Annotated in this window: 13 protein-coding genes and 1 riboswitch; all 13 genes read right to left on the bottom strand. The window is 50.7% G+C overall.

Annotated elements, in window-relative coordinates; genetic code table 11:
* Positions 1-2 precede the first annotated feature (2 nt).
* Positions 3-3,314 (bottom strand): helicase-related protein, encoded by a 3,312-nt coding sequence (locus KTQ90_RS00405; protein ID WP_254359228.1) that lies wholly within the window; start codon positions 3,312-3,314, stop codon positions 3-5.
* A gap of 676 nt (positions 3,315-3,990) precedes the next feature.
* A riboswitch (SAM-I-IV-variant riboswitch) is annotated at positions 3,991-4,091 on the top strand.
* A 201-nt stretch (positions 4,092-4,292) separates the two neighbouring features.
* Positions 4,293-5,903 carry a glutamine-hydrolyzing GMP synthase gene (gene guaA, locus KTQ90_RS00400; protein WP_217316785.1) on the bottom strand — a complete coding sequence of 537 codons (1,611 nt, stop codon included), beginning with the start codon at positions 5,901-5,903 and terminating at the stop codon, positions 4,293-4,295.
* Positions 5,904-6,099: 196 nt separating this feature from the next.
* The gene (locus KTQ90_RS00395) at positions 6,100-6,909 is read right to left on the bottom strand and encodes a nucleotidyltransferase family protein (RefSeq protein WP_217316784.1); all 810 of its coding nucleotides are present in this window, start codon (positions 6,907-6,909) and stop codon (positions 6,100-6,102) included.
* 75 nt (positions 6,910-6,984) lie between these two features.
* The gene (locus KTQ90_RS00390; RefSeq protein ID WP_217316783.1) at positions 6,985-8,520 is read right to left on the bottom strand and encodes a RapZ C-terminal domain-containing protein; all 1,536 of its coding nucleotides are present in this window, start codon (positions 8,518-8,520) and stop codon (positions 6,985-6,987) included.
* Positions 8,504-8,698 (bottom strand): hypothetical protein, encoded by a 195-nt coding sequence (locus tag KTQ90_RS00385; RefSeq protein WP_217316782.1) that lies wholly within the window; start codon positions 8,696-8,698, stop codon positions 8,504-8,506. The genes KTQ90_RS00390 and KTQ90_RS00385 overlap by 17 nt, the downstream gene beginning before the upstream one ends.
* Positions 8,699-8,741: 43 nt before the next feature.
* Entirely contained in the window at positions 8,742-9,455 is a 714-nt protein-coding gene (locus KTQ90_RS00380) for a porin family protein (protein WP_217316781.1), read from the bottom strand.
* Between the two features lie 122 nt (positions 9,456-9,577).
* Positions 9,578-9,889 (bottom strand): helix-turn-helix transcriptional regulator, encoded by a 312-nt coding sequence (locus tag KTQ90_RS00375; RefSeq protein WP_217316780.1) that lies wholly within the window; start codon positions 9,887-9,889, stop codon positions 9,578-9,580.
* A 152-nt stretch (positions 9,890-10,041) separates the two neighbouring features.
* Positions 10,042-11,844 (bottom strand): translational GTPase TypA, encoded by a 1,803-nt coding sequence (gene typA / locus KTQ90_RS00370; RefSeq protein WP_217316779.1) that lies wholly within the window; start codon positions 11,842-11,844, stop codon positions 10,042-10,044.
* A 119-nt stretch (positions 11,845-11,963) separates the two neighbouring features.
* A complete protein-coding gene (gene rpsO / locus KTQ90_RS00365; RefSeq protein WP_022158379.1) occupies positions 11,964-12,233 on the bottom strand; it encodes a 30S ribosomal protein S15 in 270 nt (89 codons plus the stop codon).
* A gap of 119 nt (positions 12,234-12,352) precedes the next feature.
* Complete coding sequence (locus KTQ90_RS00360; protein WP_217316778.1) at positions 12,353-15,388, bottom strand: choice-of-anchor J domain-containing protein; 3,036 nt, start codon at positions 15,386-15,388, stop codon at positions 12,353-12,355.
* A gap of 180 nt (positions 15,389-15,568) precedes the next feature.
* Positions 15,569-17,281 (bottom strand): hypothetical protein, encoded by a 1,713-nt coding sequence (locus KTQ90_RS00355; RefSeq protein WP_217316777.1) that lies wholly within the window; start codon positions 17,279-17,281, stop codon positions 15,569-15,571.
* A 475-nt stretch (positions 17,282-17,756) separates the two neighbouring features.
* On the bottom strand, positions 17,757-18,161 hold the full coding sequence (gene folK / locus KTQ90_RS00350) for a 2-amino-4-hydroxy-6-hydroxymethyldihydropteridine diphosphokinase (protein ID WP_217316776.1): 405 nt from the start codon (positions 18,159-18,161) through the stop codon (positions 17,757-17,759).
* A 9-nt stretch (positions 18,162-18,170) separates the two neighbouring features.
* Positions 18,171-19,337 (bottom strand): tRNA preQ1(34) S-adenosylmethionine ribosyltransferase-isomerase QueA, encoded by a 1,167-nt coding sequence (gene queA, locus KTQ90_RS00345; protein WP_022158375.1) that lies wholly within the window; start codon positions 19,335-19,337, stop codon positions 18,171-18,173.
* Positions 19,338-19,340 lie beyond the last annotated feature (3 nt).

Genomic DNA, 19,340 nt, shown 5'->3' with positions numbered 1-19,340 from the left:
TTTTATTTGAAGGATTCACTAAGAATGATTTCTGCCTCGGTTTCTGTCTCATGCTTTAATTCTTCGGCACTCAGATAATAAGCGTTGTACTTCTTTGCCATATCAATGATCTGTGACAGAGCATCGTCATGACTCAACTTACCACGCTGCATTTCCTTAGTCATGCGCTGAAGACGTTTTGCAATCACAGTGATAACACCACGCTCTGCAAGGATGCGGAGTTGAACAACTTGCTGATAGATGGTCTGATCCTGAATCTCAGGGAGGAAAAGGTTAAGCAAGTTTGCTGCCATACCAACCTGAGCACCCATCACAGAACCAGCTTGTTGTGTTTGAGCCTCCTGTTCTACCTGTTCCTGACCACGAAGCTGTTTGAACTTATCAATGGCTTTAAGCACATGGTCATGGTGATGCTCGATGCGGTCTGTTTTCTCTTCGGTAGTATCTGCCTTAAAGTATTTAAGTGCATCAACTACAGAGAGTTCTTCAACCGACTCATCACTTGCTCGGAAGAAAGACTTACGCATATTCGTCTTCAGGAACACCAATGTGTCTTGTGAGAGTGTAACACCGTCAATCTCACGAGATTCACGTCCAGTACGGCTACGGAGCGATATCTTGGCTATGCGGTTGTACTCACGACGATTGTTCAGATAGAGCGAGCGAAGTTCCTCATAGAATGGAATTTCCTCGTTGAACTCGCCCTTTTCAGCCTGCAAACCTTCTGTGAAGAGCTTTTCAAGGTTGCGGTCAATAATTTCCTCCTGAGAGTAAATCTGATTGTCCTCACCAAAGGTTGAATGGAAGGTCTGAATCTTTGAAAGGGCTATCTGATTGAGTTTGATAATCTTGTTACCCTGACGTGAAGGATAGAACACATAGTTATATATATTCTTTCCCTCAGATCCAATACGATTTACACGACCAATACGCTGCATCAACTTGGTTGAGTTCCAAGGGGTATCATAGTTGATGATGATGTTTGAACGATGGAGGTTCACGCCTTCGGCAAGTACATCTGTGGTGATGATGATGTTGTAGTCATCCTTGCGGAGAGAACGCTTATAGTTAGCATCAAAGTTCTCTTGAATAGTCTTGAAGAGCTTGTTGCGATTGCCGGAGTCAATAACCAATACATCCTTGCGGTTCAGACGCTTATGGAGGTATTCTACCGTATCCTTTGACTCGGAGAAGATGACAAGTTTTTGCCCAGGGTTACGGTCTTTCTTAAAGAGTTCATGCTTCAGGATATCATTGAATTTGGCAAACTTAGAGTCATCAGCACCTTCTACGTCAACAGTGTCCCAGTCGGCACACATTGCTTCAAGAACGGCTTGATCTGTACGCAGCATTTCAATGAACTCAGGAGCAAAATCCTCAGCCTTGAATACTGCATTCTTTGGATTCTCTTCTGCTTTCTGCTGCAACTTCTCTTCAATCTCATCGTCATCATAGCCTTGTGCATAAAGGTTATTGATGTCGAGGTCAGGAGCAATGAATACACGATCATTCTCGAACATGTTAATCATATACTGATTGGCATCACGGAAGCGACCGATACTTGTCTTAAAGGCATAGAACGAACTTTCCAGACGCTTTACAAGTCCGTTTTTACGGATGCTTGCCAAACTGCGAGAAATCAATTCCGCATTATCATAAAGACCATCTGACTTCTCAGGGAGAAGATAAGCAATTGCTTGATAACGAGCATACGTCAACTTCTTAACAAGGGTTTCCATTGAGCTCTCAAACATATTGGCAATACGGTCATTCATTTCGTATGTCTTCATGTCTGGTGCTGCAACCTTCGGGAAACCCTGAATATCTTTGTTATAACGAGGGATAGCCTCAATATCAGTACGAGTACGACGGACTGTTATAGGCTTGATGACACGGTCACGAACCTTCTCTGCCAATTCTTTGAACTTTGCAAGGTCATAGTTTGGATCCTTCTTCAACTTCTTGAACTCAACAATTAAAGGAGAGAAGAATGAAGTCAGATTAGACACACCATCAATAGTACAGCAACGAGGATCCTGGAAAAGAAGAATCTCATTGTAGAGGTCTGCAGGAGTGTTGTTCATAGGTGTAGCAGAAATAAGCATCACCTTCTTCTTAAATCCTGGGATGCCTCCTGTCTCAACACGTGGCATCTTACATATTTCCTGTAATTCGGTAAACGCAGTATTCGTATGGGTACGAAACTTATGTGCTTCATCCACCAATACCAAGTCATACTCATCGGCATTCCAGTAGTCGTAGTTGTTCTCGTCAAGCACCTTGCTCAGACTGCCATTGCTAATGAAGCGTGCGTTCATGTTAATACGGAAGTTCGTGAAAGTCTGCTTCCAGTTCTGCTCTACAGAAGGTGGGTGTACCACAAGTATCTTAGTATTCTCATAACCATTGTCAATGCAGAATTGCTTTGCAATCATAGTGGCGATAACTGTCTTACCCAAACCGACAACATCAGCCAGGAAAAAACCATCATACTTGATAAGTTTTTTGTAACCTTCAATAACTGCATCACTCTGATACTCATATTTTGTATAACCTTCAGGCATTCTGAATGCATCATTCGCATCAGTTGCAAGGACCCGATCAGAGAAGTACTCCATAAGCATCTTGATATAAAGCTCATACGGAGTAACGTCTCCATTCAAATAAGTTTGCTGTATAGGACCAGTCTTGATGTCTTCTGCAGTGATAGGACAACCTTCTGCCTCCTTCCAAAGTTCTTCAAATTCATCCTTGGCGAACTGAACATCTTCGTAATCGGTCAAGCGCACGTTGAACTCATATTGCTTCTCTTGGCTGATACCCAAACCATTACCGCTCAAATTGCTGGAACCAGTAATAACTGCGCCAAAAGTGTATTGGTTGTATTCTTCTGGATAGAGCAAATATATTTTGGCATGTATCTTCTTGCTTGGATGAGCACGAAGTTCAAGTTTCCCTGTTATCAGGTCGTCTATCATTTGGAATATTCCCCCTTCTACATGGCTTGAATAGGTCGATGACTCAATATCTTTACACAACTGTGCGAGATAGTCTTGTTTAACTTCCTCTTCTGCACCAAAGAACAGTTGACCCTTGTTATGTGCGCTAGCAATATACTTGTCCACATCTATGCCAATAAGGATGCGAACCTTATTGATGCTATTAAGAAAAGGGCGCAATGTAAAGTAACCAGAAGCACGAAGGAATCCGACAACAGAGTCAAGACACTCAATACTTGGGTTGTGTTTGAGCAAACCCTCAAACTCTTTCATGAGAGTGTTGCCATCTTTGTTTGTAAAAAATTGTTTGGCCATGTATCCAATAGTTTAAATCTGTCATTCTTGTTCACGAATCAAATCCATAATTTTGCACTCTAAGACTTCTGCAATCTTGAAGATCATTTCGAGAAATGGTTGAGAGGCATTGGTCACCCACTTTGACACAGTGGCAGAATCTTTACCCTCTTTTTCAGCCTACCATCTGTTTGTTTGATTACGTTAAGCCAACATGACCTTGATTCAATTCAAATGTTTACATTAATTTAATAATTTCACAGATGCAAATATACATATAAATCTAGAAAACTCGCCACAAATATCAATAAATATTACTAATTTATTTGCGTTATTTTCATTTTATGCAAAATAGGGCCGTTCATACAGCAAATTGTATACACACTTACCAATTCTTGGTGCATGATAGCCATATAATGCCGAAAACCGCTACTCAGAACCGGAGTACTGGTTGACAAAAGTCACTCATAATTACCTCGCAACGTGGTGAGACGATACAAATTGTGAACATTCTCCATTTCCCTTCTTTTGATGGCTATTGATAGTCTATTGGCACGATATCCAAGTACCTTTAAGAATGAGACATGGGTGATTCATGAAGGTAATGACAGTATCTTCATAACCGACCGAAATCCGACCTGCACAAAGTCCGGGTTCCGGATGGAGAAGGACTGTCCAGAGCTGACCATAATTATTGAATTAGCATCAAGAGGCTGTTTAAGTACAGAACCAACCGAGCAAAATGATGATAATAGCAACGGTGGTAAAATAGATGTGAATTTAAGCAAATAGTATTCATCTTAAATTAAATAAATATGTCATCAACATAGATAATATTTGACAAGGGCAGTCTATAAAGATTGCCCTTGTTTTTTTGTTAGTGAAAAAAAACTGCCATATCTTCCAGCAGCGCTGCAACTCTCACATTTAGAGCACAATAAAGGCTGGAAGATTTGCTTTAAAAAGCGAAATCTTCCAGCCTATCTTCCAGTTATAATTTTACTCCCACTCGATTGTTGATGGCGGCTTAGACGAGATGTCGTAGCATACGCGGTTGACGCCGCGCACCTTGTTGATGATCTCGTTAGACACCTTAGCCATGAAGTCGTAAGGCAGGTGAGCCCAGTCGGCTGTCATAGCGTCGGTAGAGGTAACGGCACGGAGAGCAACGGGGTGCTCGTATGTGCGCTCGTCGCCCATTACGCCTACTGAGCGTACGGTAGAGAGGAGCACTGTGCCTGCCTGCCAAATCTGGTCGTAGAGCGAAACCTCAATCTCGCCGTCGTGCATGTCGGCAGGGACGCCGGCAGCAAGTACGCGACGTGCGTCATCGCCAGAGAGCTTTGTCTTATACTCGCGCAGACCGCGGATATAGATGTCGTCGGCATCCTGGAGGATGCGTACCTTCTCGGGAGTGATGTCGCCAAGGATGCGCACAGCCAAGCCCGGTCCTGGGAACGGATGGCGTGTGATGAGGTGCTCGGGCATGCCCATTGAGCGACCTACGCGGCGAACCTCGTCCTTAAAGAGCCACTTGAGCGGCTCGCAGAGCTTGAGGTTCATCTCCTTAGGCAGACCACCTACGTTGTGGTGGCTCTTGATTACCTTGCCTGTGATGTTGAGCGACTCGATGCGGTCGGGGTAGATTGTGCCCTGAGCAAGCCACTTTGCGCCGGTCTGCTTCTTAGCCTCAGCGTTGAACACCTCAACGAAGTCGCGACCGATGATCTTGCGCTTCTGTTCGGGGTCGGTAACGCCTGCGAGGTCTGAGAAGAACTTCTCGCTTGCGTCTACGCCGATAACGTTAAGACCGAGACACTTGTAGTCTTCCATTACGTCGCGGAACTCGTTCTTGCGGAGCATGCCGTGATCGACGAAGATACATGTGAGGTTGCTGCCGATAGCCTTGTTGAGGAGTACGGCTGCTACGCTTGAGTCGACACCGCCCGAGAGTCCGAGGATCACCTTGTCGTCGCCGAGCTGCGCCTTGAGCTCAGCTACGGTTGTCTCTACGAACGAGTCGGCGCTCCAGTCCTGACGGCTTCCGCAGATGTCTACCACGAAGTTCTTCAGGAGCTGTGTGCCCTGCAGCGAGTGGAACACCTCGGGGTGGAACTGCACTGCCCATACCGGCTGCTTTGTAGAAGCGTAAGCTGCATACTTCACGTTGGCTGTAGAAGCGATGCACTTAAAGTCTTCTGGGATGGCGGTGATGGTGTCGCCGTGGCTCATCCATACCTGCGAGTTCTGCACGAAGCCTTTGAACAAGGGGTTCTCGGCGTCGAAGTGCTCGAGGTTGGCACGTCCGTACTCGCGAGAGTCGGCTGCCTCCACCTTTCCGCCGCCGGCGTAAGAGATGTACTGTGCGCCGTAGCAGATGCCAAGCACCGGGATGCGTCCTACGAACTGGCTAAGGTCTACCTTGAACGCCTCCTTGTCGTGAACCGAGAAGGGGCTTCCGCTGAGGATGACGCCGATGACAGAGGGGTCGTCCTTCGGGAACTTGTTGTAGGGCATAATCTCGCAGAAGGTATCAAGCTCGCGCACACGGCGGCCAATGAGCTGCGTGGTCTGCGAACCGAAATCAAGAATTATTATCTTCTGTTGCATTACTTTGGTTGGTTTTATTGTTTGTATTCGATGTTTCTTTTTTCTTCTTTAGGCGGCGATTAAGCCGAGGGAAGGCGGCGGTTAAGCCGAAGGTAGGCAGCGTTTAAGCCGAGGGTAGGCGGCGTTTAAGCCGAACTAAGCCTTCTCAAGCCTTCCTAAGCCCTTGGGGGATAGGCCGAACTAAGCCTTGTGATTCTCAAGCCCTCCCCGACGGGGAGGGTTGGGAGGGGCTTTTTACTTTTAACAGGAACTCCTCTGCTTGTGCCAGCGTGTCGAGTTTGCCGATATCCATCAGCAGGAGGTTGTCTTTGGCGAAGCCTTCGATGCGATGGGTGGCGCAGGTCTGCAGGTAGAAGTCGATGATGCTGAAGCGGTCGGGGAACTGCTGCATCAAAGGCAGCATACGGGGCGAGAGGGCGTGTATGCCGGCGAAAGCGTACATGCGGCAAGCCTTAGGGTCGAGGTCGGGGTACGGACTCTTCACTTCGCCCGTGGCGATATTGGTCCAACCGACGAGGCGCATCGTGTCGTCGAAGAGCAGATAGCGCTGCGTCTTGCGCTCACTCACGAGGAGCAACGCGTCGGGAGCGTCAGCTGAAGTCGGAGTTGAAGCGTCAGCCTTGAGCAGTCCGCCGGCGCGCTGATAGAAGCGTCGCAGGTCTACGTTGCTCAGGATGTCCACGTTATGTATGAGTATCGGGGCGTCGGGGGCGAAGAGCTGTGCGGCATGCTTTATGCCACCGCCCGTCTCGAGCAGTCCGGCTGACTCGTCGGAGATGCGTATATCGAGCCCGAAGTTGTCGTTTTCTGTAAGATAGTCGATTATCTGTTGCGCAAAGTGGTGCACGTTGACAACAATGCGGTCAACGCCAGCCTCAGAGAGATTTTGTATTACGTGCTTTATGAGCGGCTCACCACCTACCCTCACCAACGCCTTTGGCATAGTGTCGGTGAGCGGTTTAAGGCGAGTGCCCATTCCTGCCGCGAAAATCATTGCTTGCATCATAGATGTCGTTATAAATATGTTGCCTACAAAATTACTCAAAATCCGCCAAACAGCAAAACGAATGCGCTATAAATTCTACAGAAGTGTCTGCTCTATGCCTTGCTCTCTGTGGCAGACGTGCACTTCTATTCCGAACTTCTCGTGCAGATGCTCAGCGAGATGCTGCGCCGAGTAGACGCTGCGATGCTGTCCACCGGTGCAACCGAAGGAGAACATCAGGTCGGTGAAGCCGCGGTCGATGTATCGCTGCACGTGTGCGTCGGCGAGCTTGTATACGCTGTCGAGGAAGGTGAGTATCTCGCCGTCATCCTCGAGGAATCGTATCACGGGCTCGTCGAGTCCGGTGAGTTTCTTGTAGGGCTCATAGCGTCCGGGGTTGTGCGTAGAGCGGCAGTCGAACACGTATCCTCCGCCGTTGCCCGACTCGTCGGCTGGTATGCCCTTGCGATAGGAGAAGCTGAAGACGCGCACGCGCAGCGGTCCCTTGCCGTCGTACTTGGAGAACGTAGCTGGTCCGTCCTGCGGATGAGCCGCGTAGACGTTCTTGTCGGTGGTCTTGTAGCCGTCGGCGCGCGACACAGCCGGCTCCTCGATATGAGCGTAGCGCGGCATCTCGGTGAGTCGGCGCAGCATGTCCATCATGTACGGATAGGGGAACACCTGCTCGCCCAGCTTAAGCAGCGCACGCAGGTTGTCCATAGCCGGCGGAATGGAGTCGAGGAAGTGCTTCTTGCGCTCGAAGTAGCCGCGGAAACCGTATGCGCCGAGCACCTGCAGTGTGCGGAAGAGCACGAAGAGGCTCAGTCGGTGGACGAAGTGGCGCAGCGACGGCACCTCGGTGTACTGCTTCAGCGCGTCGTAGTATTCGGCTACGAGTTCGCGGCGCAGCTTGTCGCTGTAGCGTGCCGACGCCTGCCAGAGGAACGAGGCGAGGTCGTAGTAGAACGGACCGCGTCTGCCGCCCTGGAAGTCGATGAAATGCGGATTGCCCTCGGCGTCGAGCATCACGTTGCGCGCCTGGAAGTCGCGGTAGAGGAACGAGTCGATGTTCTCGGCGGTGAGGTCCTTGGCGAAGAGGCGGAAGTTAGCCTCGAGCTTCAGTTCGTGGAAGTCGAGACCCGAAGGCTTCAGGAAGCAATACTTGAAGTAGTTGAGGTCGAAGAGCACGCTGTCCTCGTCGAACTCGGGCTGCGGATAGCAGTTCTGCCAGTCGAGTCCGCGCGCTCCGCGTATCTGTATGTTCGGCAACTGACGTATGGTGGCTTTCAGCAGCTGCTTCTCGTGCTGGTTGTATCTGCCGCCTGCCTCGCGTCCGCCGCGTATGGCGTCGAAGAGCGAGGTTGAGCCGAGGTCGGTCTGCAGATAGCGCAGTCCGTCGGCGCTCTGTGCGAGTATGTGCGGCACGGGCAACTGGCGCTGCTCGAAGTGCTCGGCGAGATAAACAAAGGCGTGATTCTCGTCGCGACTGGTGCCTACGACGCCGATGACGGTGGTGCCGTCCTCAGAGGTGAAGCGGTAATACTGGCGGTTGCTGCCGGCTCCGGCGAGCTGCTCGGTGCTGACGGGTTCCGCCCCACTCCATTCTGTATATAGTTTAATGAGTTTCTCCATCTTCTTCCTTTTTCTTTTTTCCGTAATACTGCTCGTCCTTCTTCTTCACCCAAGCCGTGAGGTAGGCGTCGAGGGCGTAGAGCAGCAGAGCCACGCCGATGGTCATCGACCACGAGCGCGAGAGTATGTATGTTCCTGCTACGATGATGGCGCAGCAGACTACTATCTTCTTTTCCATTGTTGTTCGGTTGATGTTCTGGTTTTGGCGACGTCGCAGGTTTTTATAGTTCCAAACGATAGGCTACGCTGAACGTGAACACACGGTTCTTCGACGACTCGAAGCCGTCAATGTTCTGGAACTGTGTGAGTCCGATGTTATAGCGCGCGTCGAGGATGACGTTAGAGAACTCGTAGCTCACACCGACGGGAATAGCGAATGTCACTTTTGTAAGCGTTGAGTTCAGGTCATATTTCACGTGTTCGGGTTTCTCATACTTCACGTCATCTTTCGTCATCGTGTACTGCTGCTCGGTGTACTTCATCTTGCCCGAGAGCGAGAAGCCTATCTGCACACCGGCTTTAACGGCAAAGCCCGTACCGAGGTAGGCGTTGAGCATCAAAGGCACGTTGATGTAATGGAGCTGCGTGCTCCAGTCGCTGTAGCCCGTGCCTTTGTACACGCCTTCCGACACCTGCACCTTGTAGCCGTCGTTGCCGTACTTGGCGCCTTGCTGCACGTACTGCGCACCGATGGTGGCAGAGAGGCTGGGCATGAACTGCCAGTCGATGTCGACACCTGCCATCAGGCCTGCCTTGTAGCGTGCCGAGTAAGTCATGTTGTCGCCGACTCCACCGGCTATATAAATATTGTCGCCGGGCAGATTGGCGAGAACCACACCCACACGTGGCAGCACGGATACGGTGCCGACCTTTGGTTGTGCCATTGCCGGCAGCACGCCTGCGGCAAGGCCCAACAATATTGTTCTTTTCTTCATTTCTTTCATGTTCGTTTACGTTTTCACTTTCTGAATAATAAACGCCGAACAGCCGTTATTATTGTGTTCGGGCGCGTGGTTTAACCAACTTGTTGTCAGCCCACCCGCACATTAATTTGCCGTCAGCCCACCACGAGCGAGAAACGCAGTCCTAACGCAGAGGCTATCTGCAGGAACGTAGACATCTGCATGTCGCTGTTGCCACGCTCTATAGTAGATATATACTCGCGCTTCTTGCCAATCTTGTCGGCAAGCTGCTGCTGCGTAAGCTTCTGGCGCTTGCGCTCTTCTTTCAGCAACTCGGCGTAATACCACGCCTTGGCGCGTGCCTCGAAAGCATCGCGCGAAGGGGTGCCGGGTGCGCCGTATCTCTCATTGAGTCTGTCATTTACTTTCGGCAGACTCTTCCATTTCTCATCACTAACGTTTATCATAAACTACATATGACTTTTCGTATCTTTTCTATTCCCATGCCGCAAATGTAACAAATTAATTCCATAAAAGCAAGCATTTGATACGAAAAAAGGTGTCCCATGACTTCACAGTCTTGGAACACCCGTTGTTGTATATATTTCGATACAAGAAATTAGTCTTTGTTGCTGCGCTTGCGGCTGAGATGGTCGAGAATGACCTTGCGCATACGCATGCTCTTCGGAGTAACCTCCACGAGCTCGTCGCCCTTGATGTACTCGAGGCACTCCTCAAGACTCATCACCACCTTCGGTATCACGCGCGCCTTCTCGTCAGAACCGCTGGCACGAACGTTGGTGAGCTGCTTTGCCTTCGTAACGTTGATGACGAGGTCGTTGTCGTGAACGTGCTCGCCTACCACCTGACCTGCGTACACTTCCTCACCCGGATCGATGAAGAACTTGCCGCGATCCTGCAGCTTGTCGATAGAGTAAGCATAGGCTGTGCCGGTCTCGAGCGCAATCATCGAACCGTTCATACGGCGTGTAATCTCGCCCTTGTACGGCTGGTACTCCTTGAAGCGGTGGGCCATGATAGCCTCGCCCTGGCTCGCTGTGAGCACGTTGGTGCGCAGACCGATAATGCCGCGCGACGGTATATCGAACTCGATGTCTACGCGGTCGCCGAGGGTCTGCATAGATGTCATCTCGCCCTTGCGGCGTGTCACCATATCAATCATCTTGCTCGAGAACTCCTCGGGCACGTTGATAGTAAGTTCCTCGATAGGCTCGCACTTCACACCGTCAATCTCCTTGTAGATTACCTGCGGCTGACCTACCTGAAGCTCGTAGCCCTCGCGACGCATTGTCTCGATGAGCACAGAGAGGTGGAGCACACCGCGTCCGCTTACGATCCACTTATCCGTGGTGTCCTCGAACGGACGCACGCGCAGCGCAAGGTTCTTCTCAAGCTCCTTCTGCAAGCGGTCGTTGATGTGGCGTGATGTAACGAACTTGCCTTCCTTACCGAAGAACGGCGAGTCGTTGATGGTGAAGAGCATACTCATGGTAGGCTCGTCGATAGCAATAGGAGGCAGCGGCTCGGGGTTCTCGAAGTCGCAGATGGTGTCGCCGATTTCGAAGCGCTCCAGACCTACGATGGCGCAGATGTCGCCAGAGTGAACCTCGTCTACCTTCTTCTGTCCCATTCCCTCGAACACGTGTATTTCCTTGATGCGTGTCTTCTCCTGAGTGCCGTCGCGGTGAGAGATGGTTATGTTCATGCCTTCCTTGAGCGTGCCGCGGTGAACGCGACCTACGGCGATACGACCGGTGTAGCTTGAGTAGTCGAGCGATGTGATGAGCATCTGCGGCGTACCATCAAGCACTTTCGGTGCGGGTATCACTTCTACAATCTTGTCGAGCAGATAGTCGATATTGTCTGTCGGGGCGTTATAGTCCTCAGCCATCCAGCCGTTCTTTGCCGAACCGTAAACAACGGGGAAGTCGAGCTGGTCTTCGGTAGCGTTGAGTGAGAACATGAGGTCGAACACCATTTCGTACACTTCCTCTGGGCGGCAGTTGGGCTTGTCAACCTTGTTCACAACAACGATCGGCTTCAGACCGATCTGAAGCGCCTTCTGCAGCACGAAGCGTGTCTGCGGCATCGGTCCTTCGAATGCGTCAACAAGCAGAATACAACCGTCTGCCATGTTGAGCACGCGCTCTACCTCACCACCGAAATCGGAGTGACCCGGGGTGTCAATAATATTGATTTTTGTGCCTTTCCAGTTGATTGAAACGTTCTTGGAAAGGATAGTTATTCCTCGTTCTCGTTCCAGGTCGTTGGAGTCCAATACCTGGCCACTGTTATCCTGGCCGTCACGGAACAGCTTGCCCGCCAACATCATCTTGTCGACAAGCGTGGTCTTTCCATGGTCGACATGGGCGATAATCGCAATGTTTCTAATATCTTGCATTTTATATACCTTAAAAAACTTCTGCAAAGTTACTACTTTTTTTTCAGACAAGTAGTATAAATACAAAAAAAATCCCGCGTTCTCTTTGAGTACGCGGGACCTTGTTTCCTTTGTGCGGATTACTTACGGAGGCCGAGGGCCTTGATGATTGCACGGTAGCGATTGATGTCGCGGTCGTACAGATAGTTAAGCAATGCGCGGCGCTTTCCTACCAGCTGTGTCAAAGAACGTGCGGTAGTATAATCTTTACGGTTCTTCTTAAGATGTTCCGTCAAATGGGAAATACGGTATGAGAACAATGCTATCTGGCTCTCAGCTGAACCAGTATCAGTGTTAGACTTTCCGTACTGTCCAAAGATCTCTTGTTTTTTTGCCTGATCTAAATACATAGAACTTTAAAAATTAAATTGTTATTTGTGCAAAATGCGGGTGCAAAGGTACGACTTTTTATTGAAAGTCAGACCATTTGCACCCGCATTTAATTTATATCTTAACTATTTTTTGCAAATTACTTCACTACAACCTTCTTGCCGTTCTGGATGTAGAGACCCTTGTTGAGGTTCTGGAGGCTCTTGCCTACGTACTGTCCGTCTACGGTATATACGCGGTTGTCTGCCTTTGCGCCTTCAACTGTTACGAGACCGATGCCTGCAGCAGGGTCGCCTACGTAAGCTGTGTTAGACACGTCAGACTCGCCGTTAGCGTAAACCACGATTACGTTGTACTTGTGGTTGCCTGCGCCGTAGCCGTTGTCGTTAGCGTAGTTGTCGTCGGTCCAGGTTGTGGTCTTGCTGTCGAGCTTCTTAACGAGAACGCCGTCGCGATATACGTTGTAGCCCATTACACGCAAGCCGCCTGCACGGTATGTAACATCGTCAACACATACACGGTCGGGCTCGTAGTTGTAAGATGTCAACGAACCAGTGCTTGTGTGTACGATAGCGAAGTACTTAGCACCCTCAGGAAGGTCGATGTTGTACTGCTTCCAGTCGTAAACAGCCTCGTAAGAGTCCTTGTTGATCTTGATGAACGAGTTGGGGTTGGTGTCGTCCTCAGAGTAGTAGAGGTCGAATGTCTCAGGACCTGAGTTCGGATACTGCTCGCCGCGGCTTACCTCGTCGCCAGGAGCGTTAACCCAGAACGAAACGGTCTGCTCCTCGCCCGAAAGCTCCGGAGTGATGAGCCAGTTGTTGGTAGGTGTGCCGGTGTCGATTGTGGTGCCGGTTGACATCATCGACTGCTCGCCAGAGTGAGGCGCGAAGATGTCTGCAAACATCTGCCAGTTGCTGCCTGTGATGCCGCTCACCTGCCACGGGTTAAAGACGATGTAAGCCTGTGCTACGCCTGAGTTCGGGTGCTGGATACCACCGAAGGTATATACAGTGCCCTTGTCGCCGTCGTAGAGTGTCCAGTCGCCTACGTTGTTGATAGACCACGGTGTGTATGTCTCGAAGTCGTCCTTAACCACAGCGCCGTCAACATTCATCGACGACCATGTGAGCACGCCCTTGGCTGAAGCAGCGAGGTCGCTGACTGCCGGAAGCGGCGACTTAACGATGCCTACTGTTGCCTCATCAGTCTTGTTGTTGTCCTGGAATGCGTCTGCAGCCCACTCTACTTCGCCGCTCACCTTGAAGCTCTTTGCGCCGAGTTTCGGTGTGAATGCGAACTCGTATGTAGCTTGTGCGTTCGGCTCGAGGTCTTCACCCTCTTCTGTCTCATACTTCTTGCCGTCTACATAGAGGTGTACCTTGTAGCCGCTTGCCTTTGCTGTGCCGAGGTTAGTAACCTTTACGTTCACTACAGTCACCTTGCCGTTCTGCACGTGTGCAGGAGCATCGAGCTCAGCAGAGAGGTTGTTGTCGACAGCGTCGTAAATCTTGATATTGTCGATTAAGAGGCTTGTAGAAAGTCCTTCTGCGTAGAAGTAAGGACGGATGTAGCCGTTCTCTACGCCTGCGTTGCTAACGCCAGCGAGGTCGAACGATACAGAACGCCAGCCAATTGAACCGCTGAGCTTGCTGTAATCGACGGTTCCTACTTCCTTCATCTCCTGACCGTTGCGGTTAACCTTTACGGTTATCTTGCCGTCGGTGCCAGGATATGCGTAGTACCAGAATACGAGCTGCGGGTTGCCTGCCTTAGAGATGTCTACCTTCGGACCCTGGATGCAAGCCAAAGTGCTGCCTGTTGACGGGTTGAACACGAGTGCGCCTGCGTCGTCGTCCTGGCTGTCTTCTGAAAGACCGAACTTGCCTGAACAGTTGGCGTCGATAATCCACGGACCCTTCTGAAGGCTCTTGTTAGCGAACGACTCGTAGTAAGGAATCGGGTGTGCCAGACCAATGACGAATGCTTCACGTCCATAGTCGCTGACTACGGCTGTGTCGGATGTCGGGCTGTCTACGAAGGTCTGAAGTGCATACTGCACAGCACCCTGAGCACCGTCGTAGTTAACATCGTTTACAACACACTTTGTAGTTGTAAGACCTTGCTCCACCGGCTGAAGATAACCATAATAAAGTGTATTCACGCAGTATTCTGCTGTCTTCGGATCTACATATCCACCATGCATACCAACTTCTGAAACGGGGTCCCATGTGATGGTAGCCTTGCCGTTGAGGTGGTCGTAGATCTTGATGTTCTGCGGAGGAAGCGGACGGTCGTAACCAACATACACCTTCTTTACAACTTCGTCGCTACGCAAGTCGTTGGCTGTAGCTACTACGCTGTATGAATGTTCGCCGGTAACTACCTCGTCGTCCTGCCACTCTATCTTTGTGCCTACAGCAGGAGCGTCGTAGTTCTTCACCTGCACATAGTCGCGATAGAGCTGAACGCGTGTAAGACCAGAGAGCTTATTGCCTGCATAGTCGGTAGACGGTGTTGTGAACGACACCTTAGCCGACACTTTACCCTTGGCGCCAACCTCTACGTTGAGGTCGTTTACTGCTGCCGGGCGCACAGCCAAAGCTGCCTCGGCAAACACCTTCACCGGAAGGAGAAGGAGATAAGCGCGCTGGTTGCTGGTGCAATGGAACGCTACGCGATACTTACCGGTTGTAGGAGCAATGAACTCGCCTTCAACTGGTGTAGCGCTACCGACGCCGTATGTAGCAGAGATGGTGTAGTCGCCTACAACCTTGTATGTTGTGGGGTCGTCGCCTGTGCCGACAGCCACAGACAACTGCTGTGCACCGCCTGCAGCCTTGAAACCGCCAGTCTCAATCTTATAAGTCTTGCCTGCCTCGAATGCCAAGTACGGACTAACGAGCCAGTCGTCGGCATCCTGCTTTTGCGTAGTGCCTACATAACTAATGAAACTGCCGGGCACGTCGTTGCTGAATCCCCAAGTGATGCCGTCGTTGTTCTTGTCTTCAACGGTCCACTCCTTGGTAGACAGCACAGTCGGGTCGTTCCAAAGACATGAATACGGGATGTCGTACGGTCCGCCCGTAGACGGAGTCTGCGCGTTTGTTGCCGACGGAACCAACGTTGTGGCTGCCAGCACCGCAGAGAGAAGTACTCTAAGTGTTTTTCTCATAATCATATTGTTTAAGTTATTTATCTTATTAATTAACTCTCTCTAATTATTATACATTATATTATATATACGAGTGCGGTTGCAGCGCAATCTTCGCACCTTTTTATATATAGGGGTGCGGTTGCAGAGCAACTTGCGCACCCCTTTTTGTTTCTAATTACGAAATAGAAGTTAGGATTCTTACTTGTTCAGATATTTCTTGCCGTTGCGGATTACGAGGCCCTTTGTGTCGTCAGCCACGCGCTGTCCGCCGATGTTGTATGTCTTGCCGTCGCGTGCCACGTTAACTGTCACGCCGTTGACGCCTGCCTCTGCATTGCCCTGCAGAACCTCGATAGGATATGTCGACTTGCAGGTCTTGCCCTGAACGTGGAGCTCGCACTTGCGTCCGCTAACGCCCTCAGGCAGCGGGTCGCATACCACCTTGAGCACGGTGATGTCGTATTCAGCCCATGTCTTTGTGTCGGCAGTGATTGACTTAACCCAGTCGGCGTCGCAAGTTACGGTGTAGTTAGGCTCGTTGTTGGCGTCGAACCAGCTGTCGTTAGTCTTGATAGCCGGACCGTCGAAGACCAAATCGCCAGGAATGAGAGTCTTGCCGCTTGTGCCGTCGTTGTCCATCTTCACAACGCCGTAGTTCTCCTCACGTCCGTTGAGGACGTAGTACATCGGGTTGCAGTAGTCGTACTTAGCCGAGAACGACACCTTCAGCGCAACGTCCTTGTAGAGGCTGAAGAAAGCCGGACTGCCGTCCTTGCTCCACATGCCTACAGCCGAGTCGAAGTTGTCGTAATAGTAAGGCAACTCGCTGACCTCAAAGCCGCAGTCGATGCCTTCCTTGTCGAGTCCGTCGATAACTACGTAGAACGGCTCGTCGATTGTGAAGCGCTCTGCCTTGCCCTCAGCGTTCTTCTTTGTGAACACGAGTGTGAAGGCGTTGTAGCTTGTGTTATCGTCGTACGGAACGCTGCCTACGTCGATAGTCTCAGACTCTGTAGCTGTGAGTTCGTAGAGAATCTTTTCGCCAGGAATGCGCTGGCCGTCCTGCTCTATCACGTTGTGGATCTGCATACGCAGCGACTTGCCCTTCGCGATAGGATAATAGCCCTTAGAGATAACCGGAATGAAGATATCTTCTACGACCAGCGGAGCCATCGGTTTGTCGAAATACTGATAAACGCCGGTGGCGGTGTATTTAGCTCCGTCCTGTGTGAACGTACCCGAGCCATATACGTACTCGTTGTCCATGCCACCGAAGAACAATTCGCTAACCTGGTCCATAGTGTATGAAAGCGGAGTCACGCGGCGGTTAGCTTGGTCGATACCAGAATATACGCGCGGATAATAGTACATCAAAGCCAATGATTCGTGTTTGCCTGGGTCGCCGGGGTTGCCGAAGTAAGGATTCTCAGAAGCAAGGAGGAACGAGTCGGTATTGCAAACAAGTGTTGGAACAGCGTCGCTTCCATCAAACAGACTCTTCAAGTTGAAGTCGCCGTTTGCGTCAATCTTATAATAATAATCTGTTTTGCTTGAGCAATCGTTAACAGTTACATCGCCGTAATAGTCGAAGGTGTTCTGATGCCAAACATAAGCATCCGAGCCCTGCTTCTTGAACTTTACGTCGTAAGCACCCGGAACATACATATACACTGTACCCCAAAGCTGACCTGTCTTATCAGAAGTCTGGAACAATGCACCTTCAGGACGCAAGTAATAGTTGCTTTTCTTCTCAGCGCGCAGCTTTGAAGGCTGAGCCTGTGCGTTAAGTGCTGGCACGAGGTGCTTGCCGAACTGGCGTGCGCTGAACGGAACGCCTTCAACAAACGGCTGTGCGTTGGCAGCTGTTGTTGCCATAACAAGAGCCGCAGTCAAAAGTAAAGATTTCTTCATAATTATGTTTGTATGATTATTAATTGATTGCTACAATTATTCTGCAAATATACTTATAATCATGTTTTTCGCCAAACAAAAGTTATCTTTTTTGAAAAAAATATTTATCGATTGATAGTTAGCAGTTTATATATGAACACATTGTTAGGATAAAAAAAACAGAGAGTTTCAAAGCTCCACCCTCCTACTGGCGAACGCAATCTGATTGGATGGCGAACGCAATCTGATCGGGCAGCGAACGCAATCTGATCGGGCGGCGAACGCAATCTGATCGGGCGGCGAACGCAATCTGATCGGACGGCGGACGCAATCCGATCGGGCGGCGGACGCAATCTGATCGGACGGCGTTCGGTATACGATGACAAAACGCAACAAACGGAGCAAAAAAAAGAGGGCGTGTCAAAACTACAGTTAGCTTTTTATCGCAATACTGTAGTTTTGACGCCCTCGATATTATGAGATTTCTCTCACTATATTATAAGATTTCTCTCAGCGGCACCATAACGAAGTCGCGCTCCTGCATGTGCGGATGCGGCAGCGTAAGGTCGGGCGTAGAGAGTTGCAGGTCGTCGTACATAAGGATGTCGATGTCGATGGGGCGGTCGTGATATTGTCCGTCTACCGACTTCTGCGTTCTGCCCAGCTCGCGCTCAATCTGCTTTGTTGCTTCGAGCAGTTCTGCGGGCTGCAAGGCGGTGAGCAGGCGCACGCACATGTTCATGAATCGGTTTGCCGACTCAAATCCCCACGGCTCAGTCTCGATGAACGACGACTGGCGGTCTACCGTTCCAGCGCGTTCGTTGAGCATCTCAATGGCGCTGCGCATCGTAGCCTCGCGGTCGCCGAGATTGGAGCCGAGCGAAAGATACACCTTGTGCATAAGTGCGGCTTAGTCGTTAACGATGAGCAGGGCGTCGCCGTACGAACCGAACTTGAAGCCGTGCTTAACGGCGAGGTTGTAAGCCTCCATTACGAGGTCGTAACCGCCGAAAGCGCATGTCTCCATGAGGAGTGTTGAGTACGGATGGTAGAAGTTAGAGATCATCGAGTCGGCGAGTCCGAAGTCGTACGGCGGGAAGATGAACTTGTTAGTCCAGCCGTCGTATTCCTTCAACATACCGTCGGTGCCGACAGCGGTCTCTGTAGCCTTAACGACGCTTGTGCCAACGGCGCACACGCGGTGACCAGCACGCTTCGTGTCGTTGACGAGCTTGCAGCAGTCGGCGTCTACACGCATCTGCTCCGAGTCCATCTTATGCTTTGTAAGGTCTTCCACTTCGATGTCGTGGAAGTTGCCCAAACCGCAGTGGAGCGTGATATAGGCGAAGTTGATGCCGCGAATCTCCATGCGCTTCATCAGCTCGCGCGAGAAGTGCAAGCCGGTAGCCGGAGCCGTAACGGCGCCCTCGTGCTTGGCGAAGATGCACTGGAAGTCGTCGAAGTCGTCCTCTGTGCTGCGCTTGTCGGGGCGGCGGTCGAGGATGTAGCGTGGCAGCGGAGCCTCGCCGAGAGCGTAAAGCTCGCGCTTGAACTCGTCGTGCGGACAGTCGTAGAGGAAGCGGAGCGTGCGTCCGCGGCTGGTTGTATTGTCGATAACCTCAGCCACCATAGTGCCCGAGTCGTCGAAGAACAGCTTGTTGCCGATACGTATCTTGCGTGCTGGCTCTACGAGCACGTCCCATAGGCGCATCTCCTCATTGAGTTCGCGCAGCAGGAACACCTCAATCTTCGCGTCGGTCTTCTCCTTTGTGCCGTAGAGGCGCGCGGGGAACACCTTTGTGTCGTTGAAGATGAACGTGTCGTGCTCGTCGAAGTAGTCGAGCACGTTGCGGAAGTCGAGATACTCGCCCTCGATGGGGTTGCCGTCGGCGTCTTTCTTGTACATTTCGATGGTCTGCGACTTCTTGTGCAGCACCATCAGGCGACACTCGTCACGACGTGTGATGCGGAAGGTCTCCTTCTCGCCTTTGTCGTTTTCGAACTCGCGGTAAATGCTATGCGGATAAAGAGCGATGAGCTCTTCTGGTAACTTAAACTTGAACTGTGATAACTTCATAGT

The organism is Leyella stercorea (assembly GCF_019052365.1).
Lineage (GTDB): Bacteria > Bacteroidota > Bacteroidia > Bacteroidales > Bacteroidaceae > Prevotella.
The sequence above is the reverse complement of the archived record's forward strand: the minus strand, read 5'-3'. Positions and strand labels throughout refer to the sequence as shown.

Excerpts from the sequence above, each read along its gene's own strand:
- KTQ90_RS00405 (WP_254359228.1), bottom strand. The coding sequence starts at position 3,314 with ATGGCCAAACAATTTTTTACAAACAAAGATGGCAACACTCTCATGAAA.
- guaA (WP_217316785.1), bottom strand. The coding sequence starts at position 5,903 with ATGCAACAGAAGATAATAATTCTTGATTTCGGTTCGCAGACCACGCAG.
- KTQ90_RS00395 (WP_217316784.1), bottom strand. The coding sequence starts at position 6,909 with ATGATGCAAGCAATGATTTTCGCGGCAGGAATGGGCACTCGCCTTAAA.
- KTQ90_RS00390 (WP_217316783.1), bottom strand. The coding sequence starts at position 8,520 with ATGGAGAAACTCATTAAACTATATACAGAATGGAGTGGGGCGGAACCC.
- KTQ90_RS00385 (WP_217316782.1), bottom strand. The coding sequence starts at position 8,698 with ATGGAAAAGAAGATAGTAGTCTGCTGCGCCATCATCGTAGCAGGAACA.
- KTQ90_RS00380 (WP_217316781.1), bottom strand. The coding sequence starts at position 9,455 with ATGAAGAAAAGAACAATATTGTTGGGCCTTGCCGCAGGCGTGCTGCCG.
- KTQ90_RS00375 (WP_217316780.1), bottom strand. The coding sequence starts at position 9,889 with ATGATAAACGTTAGTGATGAGAAATGGAAGAGTCTGCCGAAAGTAAAT.
- typA (WP_217316779.1), bottom strand. The coding sequence starts at position 11,844 with ATGCAAGATATTAGAAACATTGCGATTATCGCCCATGTCGACCATGGA.
- rpsO (WP_022158379.1), bottom strand. The coding sequence starts at position 12,233 with ATGTATTTAGATCAGGCAAAAAAACAAGAGATCTTTGGACAGTACGGA.
- KTQ90_RS00360 (WP_217316778.1), bottom strand. The coding sequence starts at position 15,388 with ATGAGAAAAACACTTAGAGTACTTCTCTCTGCGGTGCTGGCAGCCACA.
- KTQ90_RS00355 (WP_217316777.1), bottom strand. The coding sequence starts at position 17,281 with ATGAAGAAATCTTTACTTTTGACTGCGGCTCTTGTTATGGCAACAACA.
- folK (WP_217316776.1), bottom strand. The coding sequence starts at position 18,161 with ATGCACAAGGTGTATCTTTCGCTCGGCTCCAATCTCGGCGACCGCGAG.
- queA (WP_022158375.1), bottom strand. The coding sequence starts at position 19,337 with ATGAAGTTATCACAGTTCAAGTTTAAGTTACCAGAAGAGCTCATCGCT.